This window comes from Massilia sp. NBRC 108631 (genome assembly GCF_059704565.1).
Genome location: NZ_BAAKJE010000070.1, coordinates 26,603 through 43,095, shown reverse-complemented (window position 1 = coordinate 43,095; position 16,493 = coordinate 26,603). Strand labels below are relative to the sequence as shown.

General features: G+C 64.9%; 17 protein-coding genes and 1 tRNA gene. 5 read left to right on the top strand and 13 right to left on the bottom strand.

The genetic code is table 11. The annotated features are described in order from the left end of the window. Positions 1-27: 27 nt before the first annotated feature. The 13 genes from nuoI to AC6H42_RS08875 all read right to left on the bottom strand — a co-directional run bounded on the left by nuoI (position 28) and on the right by AC6H42_RS08875 (position 11,207). Positions 28-516 (bottom strand): NADH-quinone oxidoreductase subunit NuoI, encoded by a 489-nt coding sequence (gene nuoI / locus AC6H42_RS08935; protein ID WP_056397264.1) that lies wholly within the window; start codon positions 514-516, stop codon positions 28-30. Positions 517-526: 10 nt separating this feature from the next. Next, positions 527-1,609: an NADH-quinone oxidoreductase subunit NuoH gene (gene nuoH, locus AC6H42_RS08930; RefSeq protein ID WP_497547864.1), complete on the bottom strand. Its 1,083-nt coding sequence runs from the start codon at positions 1,607-1,609 to the stop codon at positions 527-529. After that, on the bottom strand, positions 1,609-3,939 hold the full coding sequence (gene nuoG / locus AC6H42_RS08925) for an NADH-quinone oxidoreductase subunit NuoG (protein WP_497547863.1): 2,331 nt from the start codon (positions 3,937-3,939) through the stop codon (positions 1,609-1,611). The genes nuoH and nuoG overlap by 1 nt, the downstream gene beginning before the upstream one ends. A 17-nt stretch (positions 3,940-3,956) precedes the next feature. Continuing rightward, a complete protein-coding gene (gene nuoF, locus AC6H42_RS08920; protein WP_057157823.1) occupies positions 3,957-5,252 on the bottom strand; it encodes an NADH-quinone oxidoreductase subunit NuoF in 1,296 nt (431 codons plus the stop codon). Beyond that, positions 5,249-5,737 carry an NADH-quinone oxidoreductase subunit NuoE gene (gene nuoE, locus AC6H42_RS08915; RefSeq protein WP_057157822.1) on the bottom strand — a complete coding sequence of 163 codons (489 nt, stop codon included), beginning with the start codon at positions 5,735-5,737 and terminating at the stop codon, positions 5,249-5,251. Before nuoE ends, nuoF begins: the two co-directional genes overlap by 4 nt. 18 nt (positions 5,738-5,755) lie before the next feature. Beyond that, positions 5,756-7,009 (bottom strand): NADH-quinone oxidoreductase subunit D, encoded by a 1,254-nt coding sequence (locus tag AC6H42_RS08910; RefSeq protein WP_057157821.1) that lies wholly within the window; start codon positions 7,007-7,009, stop codon positions 5,756-5,758. Further along, entirely contained in the window at positions 7,009-7,602 is a 594-nt protein-coding gene (locus AC6H42_RS08905) for an NADH-quinone oxidoreductase subunit C (protein WP_057157820.1), read from the bottom strand. The genes AC6H42_RS08910 and AC6H42_RS08905 overlap by 1 nt, the downstream gene beginning before the upstream one ends. 18 nt (positions 7,603-7,620) lie before the next feature. Further along, positions 7,621-8,097, bottom strand: a complete 477-nt coding sequence (locus AC6H42_RS08900; protein ID WP_056397301.1) for a NuoB/complex I 20 kDa subunit family protein — start codon at positions 8,095-8,097, stop codon at positions 7,621-7,623. Between the two features lie 3 nt (positions 8,098-8,100). Beyond that, positions 8,101-8,460 carry an NADH-quinone oxidoreductase subunit A gene (locus AC6H42_RS08895; RefSeq protein ID WP_057157819.1) on the bottom strand — a complete coding sequence of 120 codons (360 nt, stop codon included), beginning with the start codon at positions 8,458-8,460 and terminating at the stop codon, positions 8,101-8,103. A gap of 186 nt (positions 8,461-8,646) precedes the next feature. After that, positions 8,647-8,731: transfer RNA gene (locus AC6H42_RS08890), tRNA-Leu, on the bottom strand. 132 nt (positions 8,732-8,863) lie between these two features. Beyond that, positions 8,864-9,313 carry a preprotein translocase subunit SecG gene (secG, locus tag AC6H42_RS08885; protein WP_497547862.1) on the bottom strand — a complete coding sequence of 150 codons (450 nt, stop codon included), beginning with the start codon at positions 9,311-9,313 and terminating at the stop codon, positions 8,864-8,866. Between the two features lie 47 nt (positions 9,314-9,360). Beyond that, a complete protein-coding gene (gene tpiA / locus AC6H42_RS08880) occupies positions 9,361-10,113 on the bottom strand; it encodes a triose-phosphate isomerase (protein ID WP_497547861.1) in 753 nt (250 codons plus the stop codon). Between the two features lie 113 nt (positions 10,114-10,226). Next, positions 10,227-11,207: an NAD(P)H-quinone oxidoreductase gene (locus AC6H42_RS08875; protein ID WP_057157816.1), complete on the bottom strand. Its 981-nt coding sequence runs from the start codon at positions 11,205-11,207 to the stop codon at positions 10,227-10,229. Between the two features lie 198 nt (positions 11,208-11,405). Between AC6H42_RS08875 and AC6H42_RS08870 the strand changes: the two genes are divergently transcribed. The 5 genes from AC6H42_RS08870 to AC6H42_RS08850 are packed head-to-tail and all read left to right on the top strand — an operon-like array spanning position 11,406 to position 16,490. Then, entirely contained in the window at positions 11,406-13,802 is a 2,397-nt protein-coding gene (locus AC6H42_RS08870) for a TonB-dependent receptor (RefSeq protein ID WP_497547860.1), read from the top strand. A 56-nt stretch (positions 13,803-13,858) separates the two neighbouring features. Further along, positions 13,859-14,998, top strand: coding sequence for an alpha-hydroxy acid oxidase (locus AC6H42_RS08865; RefSeq protein WP_497547859.1), 1,140 nt, complete (start codon positions 13,859-13,861; stop codon positions 14,996-14,998). Next, positions 14,992-15,675 carry a Fe2+-dependent dioxygenase gene (locus AC6H42_RS08860; protein WP_497547858.1) on the top strand — a complete coding sequence of 228 codons (684 nt, stop codon included), beginning with the start codon at positions 14,992-14,994 and terminating at the stop codon, positions 15,673-15,675. The genes AC6H42_RS08865 and AC6H42_RS08860 overlap by 7 nt, the downstream gene beginning before the upstream one ends. A 25-nt stretch (positions 15,676-15,700) precedes the next feature. Further along, entirely contained in the window at positions 15,701-15,973 is a 273-nt protein-coding gene (locus AC6H42_RS08855; RefSeq protein WP_057157813.1) for a PepSY domain-containing protein, read from the top strand. Then, positions 15,960-16,490, top strand: coding sequence for a cytochrome b/b6 domain-containing protein (locus tag AC6H42_RS08850; protein ID WP_229418330.1), 531 nt, complete (start codon positions 15,960-15,962; stop codon positions 16,488-16,490). Before AC6H42_RS08855 ends, AC6H42_RS08850 begins: the two co-directional genes overlap by 14 nt. Positions 16,491-16,493: the final 3 nt, after the last annotated feature.

The following is a 16,493-nucleotide window of genomic DNA, read 5'->3' as shown; positions in this document are numbered from 1 at the left end:
TATAGTCCAAATCAGTATCGGCGGCGATCAGCGGTACGCTGCATCCGCTTCGCGGTTGGCGGCGATGTCCGCTTCGTAGCGGTCGCCCACTGCCAGCAGCATCTCTTTGGTGTAGTACAGATCGCCGCGCTTCTCGCCGTGGTATTCCAGCACGTGGGTTTCGACGATCGAGTCCACCGGGCAGGACTCTTCGCAGAAGCCGCAGAAGATGCACTTGGTCAGATCGATGTCGTAGCGCGTGGTGCGGCGCGAGCCGTCGTCGCGCTGTTCCGATTCGATCGTGATGGCCATCGCCGGGCACACCGCTTCGCACAGTTTGCAGGCGATGCAGCGCTCTTCCCCGTTCGGGTAGCGGCGCAGCGCGTGCAGGCCGCGGAAGCGCGGCGACATCGGCGTCTTCTCTTCCGGGTACTGCACCGTGATCTTGCGGGCGAACATGTACTTGCCCGTCAGGGCCATGCCTTTGATCAGTTCCGACAGCATCAGGCTGCCGAAGAAGTCTTTAACTTTTTCCATGTTTGCTTCCTTACTTCCAAATATTCCAGGACGTCTGCATCACGCCGGCCACCAGCACCAGCCAGACCAGGGTCAGAGGGATGAACACTTTCCAGCCCAGGCGCATGATCTGGTCATAGCGGTAGCGTGGGAAAGTACCGCGCACCCAGATGAAGATCGAGACGATGGCGAAGGTCTTCGCGAACAGCCAGAAGAAGCCGCCGAAACCGCCGCCGAATTCCAGGAACGAGAACGGTGCTGCCCAGCCGCCCAGGAACATGATCGATGCCAGCACGCCGACCAGGATCATGTTGGCGTATTCGGCCAGCATGAACATGGCGTACGACATGCCCGAGTATTCCACCATGTGGCCGGCCACGATTTCCGACTCGCCTTCCACCACGTCGAACGGGTGGCGGTTGGTCTCGGCCAGGCCGGAGGTCAGATAGATCACGAACAGCGGCAGCAGCGGCAGCCAGTTCCACGACAGGAAGTTCAGGCCGGCGTCGACCATCTGGCCCTTGCCCTGCATGCCGACGATGTCGATGAAGTTCAGCGAACCGGACACCATCAGGATCACCACCAGTACGAAGCCCATCGGGATTTCGTAGGAGATCATCTGCGCCGAGGCGCGCATCGCGCCCAGGAAAGAGAACTTCGAGTTCGATGCCCAGCCGGCGATGATCACGCCGTACACTTCCATCGAAGTGATCGCCATCAGCAGCAGCAGGCCGGCGTTCACGTTGGCCAGCACGGCTTCCGGACCGAAGGGAACCACCGACCAGGCGGCCAGCGCCGGCATGATGGTCATCACGGGACCGATCACGAACAGGCCCTTGGCGGCCTTGGTCGGGATCACGATCTCTTTGAGCAGCAGCTTGAGCGCGTCGGCGATCGGCTGCAGCAGGCCGCCGGGACCGACGCGGTTAGGACCGATACGGATCTGGATCCAGCCGATCAGCTTGCGCTCCCACAGGGTGGCGTAGGCGACCAGGCCCATCAGCGGCAGCAGCACGCACAGCAGCTTGATCATGGTCCAGACGACGAACCACCCTTGCTGGCCCAGCAGGGCCTCGCCATTGGTGGTGATGGTGTTGACGAATTCCAGCGCCATTACTTGGCCTCCCCTGCTTTGGCTACGGTGATGGCACCGAACATGGCGCCCAGCTTGGCGGTCGACTCGTGTGCGGCAGGCACACGGACCACGTTGGCCGGCAGGCCAGCGTCGATCACGGCGTGCAGCACGGCCGAACCGCTACCCTGGCTCACGCTGACCTGGTCGCCAGCCTTGATGCCCAGCGCGGCGGCGGTGGCCACCGAGATGCGCGCCACAGGCGCGGCGCCGTCGATGGTGGCCAGCAGCGGGCCGGAACGGCGCGCGATAGCGTCGGCGAAGTGGATAGGCACGTCGGCCAGGCGCTCCAGCGCACCGGCGGTGCCGAAGCTTGCGGCGGCAACGGCCTTCTTCGACAGGTTGTTCAGCTTGGCCGACAGGTCGGTCACGCCTTTGCCGAACAGCTCGTCGCGGATCGCTTCCGAAGTGTCGTAGTCGAAACCGGACAGGCCCAGCACATTCCCCAGCACGCGCAGCACTTTCCAGGCCGGACGCGCATCGCCCAGCGGCTTGACGGTGCCGTTGAAGCTTTGTGCGCGGCCTTCGGCGTTGACGAAGGTGCCCGAGGTTTCGCTGAACGGCGCGATCGGCAGCAGCACGTCGGCGTAGTCCATGCCGTGCTTGAAGGCGGACATGACCACAACCATGTCGGCTTGCTTCAGCGCGGCGGCGGCGGCTTGCGGGTTGGCCGCATCCAGTTCCGGTTCCGCGTTCAGCAGCACGTAGGCTTTCTTCGGCGCGCTGAAGGCCGGCGCGGCGTTCTTGGCGGTGGCGTTGACCAGGTAGCCGCCGACGGTGTTGGCGGCGTCCACCAGGTAGCCCAGCTTGGCGCCGGTCTGTCCGGCGATCCACTGCGCAGCGGCGTGCAGCGCGGACGCTTGCGGATGCGCGGCGGCGGCGTTGCCCATGAAGACGGCCTTGCGTTCACCGGACAGCAGCGAGGCGGCGATGCCCTTGGCGGCGTCGGACGCTTCGATGCCCTCGAAGCCGGCAGGCGCGGCCACTTCCTTGGCGGCGGCCACGGCCACCACCACTTGCGACAGCGCGGCCAGCCAGTCGGACGGCGCGGCGGTGATCTGGTTGGCGACGGTGATCAGGCTGTCGTCGGCGGTGCCGTTCAGTACCGACAGCTTGGCGCCCGACTTGACGGCGGCGCGGATGCGCGTTGCCAGCAGCGGGTGGTCCTTGCGCAGGAAGGAACCGATGACGAACACGCGCTGCAGGCCGGTCACGTCGGCGACCGGCATGCCCAGCCATGGCGACACTTCGCCGTCCAGCGCGAAATCGCTCTGGCGCAGGCGGAAGTCGACGTGCTCGGAACCGAGCGCGCGGGTCAGCTTTTGCAGCAGGTGCAGTTCTTCGGTGGTCGAGTGCGCGGTCGCGTAGGAAGCGATGGCGTCGGCGCCGTGTTCATGCTTGATGTTCTTCAGGCCGTGCGCCACGTATTCCAGCGCGGTCTGCCAGTCCACTTGCTTCCATTCGCCGCCCTGCTTCAGCATCGGCTGGGTCAGGCGCTCGGCGCTGTCCAGCGCTTCGTAGGAGAAGCGGTCCTTGTCGGAAATCCAGCACTCGTTGACCGAGTCGTTTTCCAGCGGCAGCACGCGCATCACTTTGCCGCCCTTGACCTGGACGATCAGGTTGGCGCCCAGCGAGTCGTGCGGCGACACCGATTTGCGGCGCGACAGTTCCCACGAACGGGCGCTGTAGCGGAACGGCTTGGAGGTCAGCGCGCCCACCGGGCACAGGTCGATCATATTGCCCGACATTTCGGAGCTGACCGCTTCGCCGACGAAGCTGGTGATTTCCGAGTGCTCGCCGCGGCCGATCATGCCCAGCTCCATCACGCCGGCCACTTCCTGGCCGAAACGCACGCAGCGGGTGCACTGGATGCAGCGCGCCATTTCCTGCATGGACACCAGCGGGCCGGCCTGCTTGGGCACGACCACGCGCTTGTCTTCCGCATAGCGCGATTCGCCCTTGCCGTAGCCCACCGCCAAGTCCTGCAGCTGGCATTCGCCGCCCTGATCGCAGATCGGGCAGTCCAGCGGGTGGTTAATCAGCAGGAATTCCATCACGGACTTCTGCGCCTGCACAGCCTTGTCGCTGGCCGAGCGCACGATCATGCCGGCGGACACGGGCGTGGCGCAAGCGGGCAAAGGCTTGGGCGCCTTTTCCACTTCGACCAGGCACATGCGGCAGTTCGCTGCGATCGACAATTTCTTGTGATAGCAGAAGTGCGGGATGTAGGTTCCCAATTTGTTGGCAGCGTCCATCACCATGCTACCAGCAGGGACTTCGACTTTCTTGCCGTCTATTTCGATTTCAACCATGGTGATCGTTACGCAGCTTAGAGGTAAGCGGGCACCAAGCAATGCTTGTGCTCGACGTGATATTCAAATTCTTCGCGGAATTGCTTGACGAAGGCGCGTACCGGCATCGCGGCGGCATCGCCCAGGGCGCAAATGGTGCGGCCCTGGATGTTGTCGGCGACCGAGTTCAGCAGATCCAGATCTTCCGGACGGCCCTGGCCGTGCTCGATGCGGTGGACCACGCGGTACATCCAGCCCGTGCCTTCGCGGCATGGGGTGCACTGGCCGCACGATTCTTCGAAGTAGAAGTAGGACAGGCGTTCCAGCGCCTTGACCATGCAGCGCGTCTCGTCCATGACGATGATGGCGCCCGAACCGAGCATGGAGCCGGCCTTGGCGATCGAGTCATAGTCCAGATCGGTTTGCATCATGATCTCGCCGCGCACCACCGGCGCCGACGAACCGCCGGGAATGACCGCCTTGATCTTCTTGCCGCCGCGCATGCCGCCGGCCAGTTCCAGGAACTCGGCGAACGAGGTGCCCAGCGGGACTTCGTAGTTGCCCGGACGCTCGATGTCGCCCGAGATCGAGAAGATCTTGGTGCCGCCGTTGTTCGGCTTGCCCAGCGCCAGGTAGTTCTCCGCGCCGATGTTCAGGATGAACGGCACGGCGGCGAAGGTTTCCGTGTTGTTGATGGTGGTCGGCTTGCCGTACAGGCCGAACGAGGCCGGGAACGGCGGCTTGAAGCGCGGCTGGCCTTTCTTGCCTTCCAGCGATTCGAGCAGCGCGGTTTCCTCGCCGCAGATGTAGGCGCCGTAGCCGTGGTGCGCGTGCAGCTGGAAGCTGAACTCGCTGCCCATGATCTTGTCGCCCAGGAAACCGGCGGCGCGCGCCTCTTCCAGCGCTTCTTCAAAGCGCAGGTATTCCTGGAAGATCTCGCCGTGGATGTAGTTGTAGCCCACGGTGATGCCCATCGCGTAGGCGCCGATGGCCATGCCCTCGATCAGCGAATGCGGATTGTAGCGGATGATGTCGCGGTCCTTGAACGTGCCCGGCTCGCCCTCATCTGTATTGCAGACGAGGTACTTCTGGCCCGGGAACTGGCGCGGCATGAAGCTCCATTTCAGGCCGGTCGGGAAACCGGCGCCGCCGCGGCCGCGCAGGCCGGAGGTTTTCAGGTCGGCGATGATGGCTTCCGGCGGAATTTTCTCTTCCAGGATGCGGCGCAGCGCCGAGTAGCCGCCACGCTTGACGTAGTCGGCCAGGTGCCAGTTGTCGCCGTTCAGATCCTTCAGGATCAGCGGCTTGATGTGACGGTCGTGCAGACTGGTCATTTGTTCGATTCCTTCAGTTCAACCACGAGCGCGTCGATCTTGTCGTTCGACATGAACGAGCACATGCGGTGGTTGTTTACCAGCAGCACCGGTGCGTCGCCGCAGGCGCCCATGCACTCGCCTTCCATCAGCGTGAATTCGCCGTCGGCGGTGGTGTCGCGGTAATCGATGCCCAGCTTCTGCTTCAGGTGGTGCGCGGCGCGCTCGCCGCCCGACAGGGCGCACGGCAGGTTGGTGCACACGGTGATCTTGTGCTTGCCCACCGGCTTGGTGTTGTACATATTGTAGAAAGTGGCCACTTCCTGCACGGCGATGGCCGGCATGCGGATGTAGTCAGCCAGTTCCTGCATCACTTCGGTGGACACCCAGCCCAGTTCAACCTGGGCGTGGGCCAGCGCGGCCATCACGGCGGACTGGCGCTGGTCTTCCGGATACTTGGCCAGTTCGCGGTCGATCTTTTTGTAGCACTGCTCTGATAACAACATTCTTTTCGCCTCTCGAACTTAGCGGTCAATACTGCCGAACACGATGTCCTGCGTACCAATGATGGTCACGGCATCGGCAATCATGTGGCCACGCGCCATTTCGTCCAGCGACTGCAGGTGGGCGTAGTCGGGCGCGCGCAGCTTCATGCGGTATGGTTTATTGGCGCCGTCCGATAGCAGGTAGATGCCGAACTCGCCCTTCGGATGCTCCACCGCGGCGTATGCTTCGCCCGGCGGCACATGGAAGCCTTCGGTAAACAGCTTGAAGTGGTGGATCAGCGATTCCATATTGGTCTTCATGTCCACGCGCGACGGCGGCGCCACCTTGCGGTTGCTGGACATGACCGGACCCGGATTGTTGCGCAGCCATTCCACGCACTGCTTGATGATGCGGTTGGCCTGGCGCATTTCTTCGATGCGCACCAGGTAGCGGTCGTAGCAATCGCCGTTGGTGCCGACCGGGATGTCGAAGTCCATCAGGTCGTACACTTCGTACGGCTGGTGCTTGCGCAGATCCCACTCGATGCCCGAACCGCGCAGCATGGCGCCGGTAAAGCCCATCGCCAGTGCGTCTTCCGGCGTCACCACGCCGATGCCGACGGTGCGCTGCTTCCAGATGCGGTTGTCGGTCAGCAGGGTTTCGTATTCGTCGACATAGGTCGGGAAACGGTTGCTGAAGTCTTCGATGAAGTCGAGCAGCGAGCCCTGGCGGTTGTCGTTCAGTTCCTTGATGGTCTTGGCCGACTTGATCGGCGAGGCCTTGTGCTGCGGCATGGAGTCCGGCAGGTCGCGGTACACGCCGCCCGGACGGTAGTAGGCCGCGTGCATGCGCGCGCCCGACACCGCTTCGTAGCAGTCGAACAGGTCTTCGCGGTCGCGGAAGGCGTACAGGAACGGTCCCATGGCGCCCACGTCCAGCGCGTGCGCGCCCAGCCACATCAGGTGGTTCAGCAAACGCGTCATCTCGTCGAACATGACGCGGATGTACTGTGCGCGCAGCGGCACTTCAATGCCCAGCAGCTTCTCGATCGCCATCACGTAGGCGTGCTCGTTGCACATCATCGACACGTAGTCGAGGCGGTCCATGTAAGGCACGGACTGCAGGTAGGTCTTCTGCTCGGCCAGCTTCTCGGTGCCGCGGTGCAGCAGGCCGATGTGCGGGTCGGCGCGCTGGATCACTTCGCCGTCCAGCTCCAGCACCAGGCGCAGCACGCCGTGCGCTGCCGGGTGCTGCGGACCAAAGTTCAGGGTGTAGTTCTTAATCTCAGCCATTATTTCATCCCGTAGTTTTCTTCGCGGATCACGCGCGGCACGTTTTCGCGCGGCTCGATCGTCACAGGCTGGTAGATCACGCGCTTCTGTGCTTCGTCGTAGCGCATTTCCACATAGCCGGAGACCGGGAAATCCTTGCGGAACGGATGGCCGACGAAACCGTAGTCGGTCAGGATGCGGCGCAAGTCGTTGTGGCCTTCGAACAGGATGCCCAGCAGGTCGAACGCTTCGCGCTCGTACCAGTTGACGGCACGCCAGATCGGCATCACGGACGCCACCACCGGCATGTCGTCGTCGGGCGCGAACACGCGCACGCGCACGCGCCAGTTGTGCTTGACCGACAGCAGGTGCGACACGACCGCGAAACGCAGGCCGTCCCACGTGCCTTCGCCATAGGTCGAATAGTCGACGCCGCACAGGTCGATCATCTGCTCGAAATGCAGCGTGGCGTCGTCGCGCAGGGTCTGCATGACGGCGTAGTAATCGGCCGCTTTCACGGTCAGGGTGATTTCACCCAGCGCTACTACCGTAGTAACGCGATCGCCCAAAGCCGTAGCCAGGGCGTTTTGCAAGACTTCCAATTGTGTACTCATAGTTCTGAAGCGCCCCGTTTAGCGTGCGATCGTGTTGGTACGCTTGATCTTGTTCTGCAACTGCAGGATGCCGTACAGCAGCGCTTCGGCCGTAGGCGGACAGCCCGGCACATAAACGTCCACCGGTACGATGCGGTCGCAACCGCGCACCACGGAGTAGGAATAGTGATAGTAGCCGCCGCCGTTGGCGCAGGAACCCATCGAGATGACCCAGCGCGGCTCGGACATCTGGTCGTAGACCTTGCGCAGCGCTGGCGCCATCTTATTGCACAGCGTGCCGGCCACAATCATCACGTCGGACTGGCGTGGCGAGGGACGGAACACGATGCCGAAGCGGTCCAGATCGTAACGGGCAGCGCCCACGTGCATCATTTCAACCGCGCAGCAGGCCAGGCCGAACGTCATCGGGAACATCGACCCGGTGCGCGCCCAGTTGATCAGCTTGTCGGCTGTGGTGGTGATGAAACCTTCGTTTAATACGCCTTCAATAGCCATGGCTTATTCCCAATCAAGGGCACCTTTCTTCCAGATATACCAAAAACCGACCACGAATTCGGCGATGAACACCATCATCGTAATGAAACCGGTCCAGCCCAGTTCGCGCATGGAGACGCCCCATGGGAAGAAGAATGCCGTTTCCAGATCGAACAAAATAAACAGAATCGCGACGAGGTAGTATCGTACGTCGAATTTCATGCGCGCGTCTTCGAAGGCTTCGAAACCGCACTCGTAGGGGGACAATTTGGCCGCGTCAGGCTTGTGCGGACCGAGCAGACGGCCGAGCACCTGGGGAAGTACGCCGACACTAATGCCGACGATCAGGAATAAGAGAACGGGGAAGTAATTTTCGAGGTTCATTGATGAGCTTAATGTTGAACGATCGGTTAGGAAGGCACCGCGCTACCCTGCGGTGCATTTAACGCTCGACCCCAATCAACATTGAGACCAGGATCAAACGACACATCCTCGTAAAAAAACCAGCTTAGGCCCGGGTGGAGGGAAATTCCCTGCCCAGACGCACCTGCTGGCTTTCTGTATTTCTTTTGGTGCCGACGACGAGACTCGAACTCGTACAGCTTTCGCCACTACCCCCTCAAGATAGCGTGTCTACCAATTTCACCACGTCGGCGTTAAGCCCGTTATTCTACAGTGATTTCACCGCTTTGTTAATGCGTATTGCGGAGAAACAAGAAGAAAACGGTAAAGCTTGACTGAATTCCTAGAGTATCAAGGGCTTCCTCGATTCCGGGAATATCAGGTATTACTTTTGCGGCGCAGGCGCAGGCGCAGGCGCTGCGGGAGCTGGCGCGGCAGGCGCTGATGCCGCAGGTGCGGCGGCAGGCACGCCGGCCGCCGCTGCGGCTTCAGCCGCGGTCGGCGCGGCCGGCGCGGCGGCCGGGATCGCTGCCGTGCCCTTGGTCGGCGCCGGCGCGGTGATCTTGTCCATCACGCCGCCACCGCTGCTGACACCGCGGCTGCTGGCCATCGACGCCAGCGCCAGCGTGGCGCCGAAGAACACTGCGGCGGCCACGGCAGTCGACTTGGACATGAAGTTCGACGAGCCGCTGGCGCCGAACAGGCTGCCCGAAGCGCCCGAACCGAAGGCGGCGCCCATGTCGGCGCCCTTGCCGTGCTGCAGCAGCACCAGGGCGATAATGGCCAGGGCCGACAGCACCTGGACGACGACGATGAGGTTGTGCAAAGTGTTCATGCTATTCCATTTCCAGTTGAAGGTGTTTCAGTTAACTCTTACCAGGCTTACTGCTCGGACGCGTGAACGATGGCGAGGAAATCCGCCGCCTTCAGTGCCGCGCCGCCAATCAGGCCGCCATCGATGTCCGGCTGGGCCAGCAGTTCTTTTGCGTTCTCAGGCTTCATGCTGCCGCCGTACAGGATCTGCATGCCGGCCGCCGCTGCCGCGTCGCGCGTGGCAACTTGCTGGCGCAGCTGCGCGTGCACTTCCTGCGCCATGGCCGGGGTGGCGGTCTTGCCGGTGCCGATCGCCCATACCGGCTCGTAAGCCAGCACGATCTTGCCCACGGCTGCCGTGTCCAGCACGTCCAGCACCGCCTGCAGCTGTGCGCACACCACCACGGCGGTGCGCCCTGCTTCGCGCTCGGCCAGCGTTTCACCCACGCACACCACCGGGGTCAGCCCGGCGGTCAGCGCAGCCAGCGCCTTTTGCGCCACCAGCTCATTGCTTTCCTGATGGTAGGCGCGGCGTTCCGAGTGGCCCACGATCACGTAGCGGCAAGCGAAGTCGGCCAGCATGGAGGCCGCCACTTCACCCGTATAGGCGCCTGCGGCATACGCCGACACGTCCTGCGCGCCCCATGCAACCGGCGAACCCGCCAGCGCTGCCTGGCATTGTGCCAGGTAGGGCGCGGGCGCACAGACGGCGCAATCGGCCTGCTTGGCCAAGAAACCTGCCGTAATGCCGGACAACAGCACAGCATTGCTGTCGCGGCTGCCGTTCATTTTCCAATTTCCGATGACGAGTTTGCGTCGCATAGTAGCCTAAAGTTCAATAACCCGCTATTTTAACGCGAGCCGCAAACCGGGGTCAAACCAGTGCCGCCACAGTGTGGCGAAAAACTTGGCTATTTGATTACGTCGTAGCCCGGTCACGCGACTTGCAGCATGATTTTTCCGACATGGGTGCTGCTTTCCATCAGCGCGTGCGCGGCAGCGGCCTGCTCCAGCGGGAACACCTGGTGGATCACCGGCTTGATGGCGCCCGACTCCAGCAGCGGCCAGACCCGCGCGCGCAGCTGCGCCGCGATGCGCGCCTTGAACGCCACCGGGCGCGGGCGCAAGGTCGAACCGGTGACAGTGAGACGGCGGCGCAGCACCTGGCCCAGGTCCAGCGTGGCCTTGGCGCCGCCCAGCAGCGCGATCACGGCGATGCGGCCGTCGTCGGCCAGGCAGCCGATCTCGCGCGGCAGGTAGTCGCCGCCCACCATGTCCAGGATCACATCGACGCCCTTGCCGTCGGTCAGCTGCTTGACCACGGCGGCAAAATCCTCACTCTTGTAATTGATGCCGCGCGCGGCGCCCAATTGCTCGCAGATGCGCGCCTTGTCGTCGCTGCCGGCGGTGGCGAACACGCGGTGCCCCATGGCGGCGGCCAGCTGGATGGCCGTCACGCCGATGCCGGAGGTGCCGCCCTGCACCAGCAGGGTTTCGCCCTGCATCAGGTGGGCGCGGTCGAACACATTGCTCCACACGGTGAAAAAGGTCTCCGGCAGCGAGGCCGCCTCCAGCATGGACAGGCCCTTGGGCACTGGCAGGCACTGCTCCGCCGGCGCGGTGCAGTATTCCGCGTAGCCGCCGCCCTGAGCCAGCGCACACACCAGGTCGCCCTTGCTGAAGCGGCTGCCGGCCAGGTCGCCGTCGACAATTTCGCCCGCCACTTCCAGGCCGGGCAAGTCGGACGCGCCCGGCGGCGGCGCGTAGCTGCCCAGGCGCTGGAACACGTCCGGCCGGTTGATGCCGGCCGCGTGCACCTTGATCAGCACCTCGCCGGCCTTGAATTCGGGAATTGGACGCTCGCACAGGCGCAGCACGTCGGCCGGGCCGGGCTGGGAGATTTCTATCGCACGCATGGCTGCCCTCTCTCGGTAAAAACGGCGATTGTACGCGAGACGCCGCAGCGCCGCAGCGCCCGCCTCCTGCCCGCCAGTCAAGATAAGAATGACATTAAGAATGAGATCGATTCTTATTTACTTTGTGCCCAATGGTAACTATACTTTTGGCAACCTCGTTTTGCCCTAAACAAAATCGCACATCTCCAAGGAAGAATTTTGAGCCAGCCTATCCGCAAGCCAAAGAGCATACGCCTCGATCACGACAGCGCCTTCGGCGCCATGAAGAAAACCAGCCTGGCCATGGGCATCTCGACCGCCATGCTGCTGCCGCTGGCAGCCGGCGCGGCCGATGCCGCCCCCGCCGCCAAGGCCGAACAGCAACTGCCGGACGTGGTGGTGCTGGGCAAGCGCCTGGACCCGAACCCGAACGCCGAGCAAGGCGCCGCCTACAAGGCCAAGACCTCGGCCGACAGCCGCCACACCCGCCCTATCGCTGAAACCCCGCAGACCATCTCAGTGGTGACCAAGGCCGCCATCGACGACTCCGGCCTGACCGACCTGAAACAGATCCTGGGCGCGCAGCCCGGCATCACCCTGGGCACCGGCGAAAACGGCAACGCCTTCGGCGACCGCTACATCATCCGCGGCCAGGAAGCCCGCAGCGACGTGTTCGTCGACGGCCTGCGCGATCCCGGCATGAGCACCCGCGAGAGCTTCGCCATCGAGCAGCTGGAAATCTCCAAGGGCCCGAACTCCTCGTTCGCCGGCCGCGGCACCGCCGGCGGCGCCATCAACGCCATCACCAAGCAAGCCACGCTGGACCACGACTTCACCCGCGTCTCGGGCGCCGTCGGCAGCGACGCGCACCACCGCGCCTCGGCCGACATCAACAAGGGCTTCGGCGAGAACTTCGCGCTGCGCGCCAACCTGCTGGACTCCAAGGAAGACGTGCCTGACCGCGCGCCGTCGAGCCGCCGCCGCCAGGGCGTGGCCCTGTCCGGCCTGTACGAAGCGAACAAGGACCTGTCGGTCACGCTGGACTACTACGGCCTGCACACCCGCGACAAGATGCCCGACCTGGGCGGCTACCTGGTCGGCACCGCGCCGAACCGCACGCCGGCGCCCAACGTGCCCGTCTATGCCCAGGCCGACGACTTCCTCAAGTCGCAGATCGACACCTTCACCGCGCGCGTGAACTGGAAACTGGCCCCTGCGCTAAAGCTCACCAGCCTGACCCGCTACGGCACCGCCAGCAACGCCTACATCACCACCGGCGCCTCGTCCGGCACGCGCTACAACGGCGTCACCGGCGCCGCCTACACCACCGCCACGCTGGACAACGGCCACACCGGCTGGCAGGAAGTGGACTACTTCGCGCACCAGAGCAACCTGCGCTGGGACAAGCAGATCGGCGGCTTGAAGCATGAGTTCATCTTCGGCCTGGAATACACCGACCACAAAGTGCAGTCGGGCGCCTTCGCGCTGAACAACAGCGGCTTCAACTGCCGCAGCGCGACTCCGAATGCCATCCCGCCCGCGCAGTCCACGCCAGCCGTCGGCCCCAACAACGCGTACTGCTTCACCAACCCGAACGGCACGCCGGTGGCCGACCTGTCGCGCCTGGCCACCCGCAACATCCAGCGCCTGAACTGGAACCAGGACTGGCAGGTGAAAACCACCGCCCTGAGCGCGATGGACACCGTGGACCTGACCGACAAGTTCACCGCCTTCGGCGGCGTGCGCGCCGACCACTTCGAGCTGGGCCTGGTGCGCCGCAACGTGACCGCCACCACGGCCACCCAGACCGGCGACTACAGCTTCAACGACACCCTGGTCAACGGCCACTTCGGCCTGAGCTACAAGGTGGCCAACGACGCCATCGTCTACGCCAGCGCCGCGTCGGCGCAGGACATCAACGGCGGCGAGGCCGACTCGGGCACCGCCAGCGGCTACGGCGGCGCGGTCCTGTACAACGGCAACATCGCCGGCGCCAAGCCGGAAACCTCGGTGAACCTGGAACTGGGCACCAAGTGGGACCTGTTCGACCACAAGCTGCTGGCCACCGCCGCGCTGTTCCAGACCACCAAGAAGGACGTGATGGAAGGCGCCAACTACGACACCGTGGGCACCTTCAACACCGGCGAGAACCGCGTGCGCGGCATCGAGTTTGGCCTGGTGGGCAACTTCACCGACAAGCTGTCCGGCCAGATCGGCGGCGCCCTGATGACCTCGAAGGTGCTGGCCTCGGCCAACCCGGCCAACCTGGGCAACGCGCTGAGCAACTTCGCCAAGCAGACCTACTCGGCCCAGCTCAAGTACCAGGCCACGGACGCCTTCTCCTTCGGCGGCAGCGCGCGCCACGAGGGCGACCGCTGCGGCGGCCAGCCGGACACCGGCGCCGGCGTTGCCAACGGCGTGTGCTCGCAGCCGGTGCCGTCGTTCACCGTGTACGATGTGTTCGCCAGCTACCGCTTCAGCCGCCGCTTCGACCTGCGCCTGAACGTGCTGAACGCCACCAACAAGGACTACTACACCGCCGTGTACCGCTCCGGTTCCTTCCTGTACAAGGGCGACGCGCGCGCTGTGCGCCTGACCGTGAACTACGAGCTGTAATCGACGCTTGAAGCTTTAGGTACAATGCCGGGTCCAACCCGGCATTTTTCATTCCCATGACAACCTCCGCCACCGCCACCGCAGCGACCGCTCCCGGCACCCCGCCCGGCATCCGCTGCGCGGCCGACTACGAAGTGCTGGCGCAGCGCGCCATCGCCGCGCCCAGCTTCGCATACGTGGCCGGCGGCAGCGGGCACGGCCTGACCACGGCGGGCAACCGCGCCGCCTTCGCGCGCTGGGCCATCACGCCGCGCCTGCTGCGCGACGTGCGCGCCGGCCACACCCGCGCCACGCTGCGCGGCGAGCGCTTCGCCCATCCGCTGATGCTGGCCCCGGTGGCCTTCCACAAGCTGGTGCACGCCGGCGGCGAAGTGGACACCGCGCGCGCCGCGCACGCCACCGACACCTGCCTGATCGCCAGCACGCTGGCCTCCTGCACCTTGGAGGACATGGCACGCGCCGCCGGTCCGCAGCGCTGGTTCCAGCTCTACTTCCAGCCCGAACGCGGCGCCACGCTGGACCTGCTGCGGCGCGCCGAAGCGGCCGGCTACGGCGCCATCGTGGTCACGCTGGACGCGCCGATCCAGGTGGCCAGCATGGGCGCGCTGGACCTGCAGTTCCGCATGCCGCCCGAGTGCGTACCGGCCAACCTGCTGCCCTACCCCGGCCAGCCGGCCGCGCCGCTCAACGAAGGCGACAGCCGCATCTTCCAGGGCGTGATGCGCCACGCGCCGGTCTGGGACGACCTGGCCTGGCTGCTGGCCCAGTCGCCGCTGCCGGTGTGGGTGAAAGGCGTGCTGCACCCGGACGACGCGCTGGCCCTGCGCGCGGCGGGCGCGGCCGGCGTCGTGGTGTCCAACCACGGCGGCCGCAGCCTGGACGGCGCGCCGGCCAGCCTGGACGCCCTGCCTGCCATCCGCGCCGCGCTGGACGGCGTGGATGCAGCCTTTCCCATCCTGTTCGATGGCGGCGTCCGCTGCGGCGCCGACGCGTTCAAGGCCCTGGCGCTGGGCGCCGGCGCCGTGGCCGTGGGCCGCCTGCAGCTGTACGCGCTGAGCGTGGCCGGCGCGCTGGGCGTGGCCCACATGCTCAAGCTGCTGCGCGAAGAGCTGGAGGTGTGCATGGCCCTGGCCGGCTGCGCCACGCTCGAACAGATCACCCCGGCAGCCCTTACCCCCGCGAGACCACCATGCTGATTACCATAGACGATGTCCTGAGCAAGGACGAAGTGGCCCAGTTCCGCGCCTGGCTGGAAGGCGCGCCATGGCAGGACGGCGCCGCCACGGGCGGCAGCCAGGCGCGCCGCGTCAAGCACAACCTGCAGCTGGACGACCACGCCGAACCGGCCATCGGCCTGGGCCAGCACATCCTGCGCAGCCTGGCGGCCAACCCGCTGTTCGTGTCGGCCGCGCTGCCGCGCAAGATCTACCCGCCCAAGTTCAACCGCTACGAAGGCGGCGGCAGCTACGGCACCCACGTCGACAGCGCCGTCATGCAGCTGCCCGGCAGCGGCCAGAGCCTGCGCAGCGACCTGTCGGCCACGCTGTTCCTGGCCGAGCCGGACGAGTACGAAGGCGGCGAACTGCAGATCGAAACCGAATTCGGCGTGCAGGAAGTGAAGCTGGAGGCGGGCAGCCTGGTGCTGTACCCCTCGTCCAGCCTGCACCGCGTGACGCCGGTGACGTCCGGCGCGCGCCTGGCGTCCTTCTTCTGGATCGAAAGCCTGGTGGGCGACGACGGCGAGCGCAGCATGCTGTTCGACCTGGACCAGGCCATCCAGCGCCTCACGCCCGCGCTGGCCGAACACCAGCGCGAACTGGTAAAGTTGACCGGGATTTACCACAACCTGCTGCGCCGCTGGGCCATCACCTGATTTCAACCGCACTCAAGGAAAACCCATGAACAAGCAACTCGTCCGCCTCGCCCTGCCCTTGCTGCTCGCGCTGTCCGCCGGCGCCGCCTCGGCCCACGGCGACGTCAAATGCACCACCAAGCCCAAGTCCGAATGGAAGTCGCACGAGGAACTGGCGCAGAAACTGACCAAGGAAGGCTGGCAGATCCGCCGCATGGAAGCGAGCAGCTCCTGCTACGAGGTCTACGCCAAGGACCCGAAAGGCAAGCGCGTGGAAGCCTTCTTCGACCCGGTGACGTTTGCCCGTGTTGAAGAATAAAGCCAGGATAAAGGTCTGGGACTTGCCGGTGCGCCTGCTGCACTGGCTGCTGGTCTGCAGTATTGCCGCGGCCTGGTACACCAGCGGCCAGACCGGCCCGCTGCATGAGTACATTGGCTACGCGGCGGCGGCAACGGTAACGGCGCGCCTGCTGTGGAATTTTGCCGGCAGCCGCCATGCGCGGTTTGCCGAGTTCGTGCTGGGCGTGCGGCCCACGCTGGCCTACCTGCGCCAGGTGCGGGCCGGCACCGCGCCGCGCTACCTGGGCCACAATCCGCTGGGCGGCTGGATGGTGGTGGCGCTGCTGTCCTGCGTGGCGCTGGTCGCCTTCAGCGGCTGGCTCACCACCACCGACCTGCTGTGGGGCTACGCCTGGCCGGTGCTGATCCATGAAAGCCTGGCGTGGCTGCTGGTGGCGCTGATCGCAGCCCACCTTGCCGGCGTGGCGTTCACCAGCTGGCAGCACCGCGAAAACCTGGTCGCCGCCATGCTCAGCGGCGACAAGGCGCCCGACTGAACG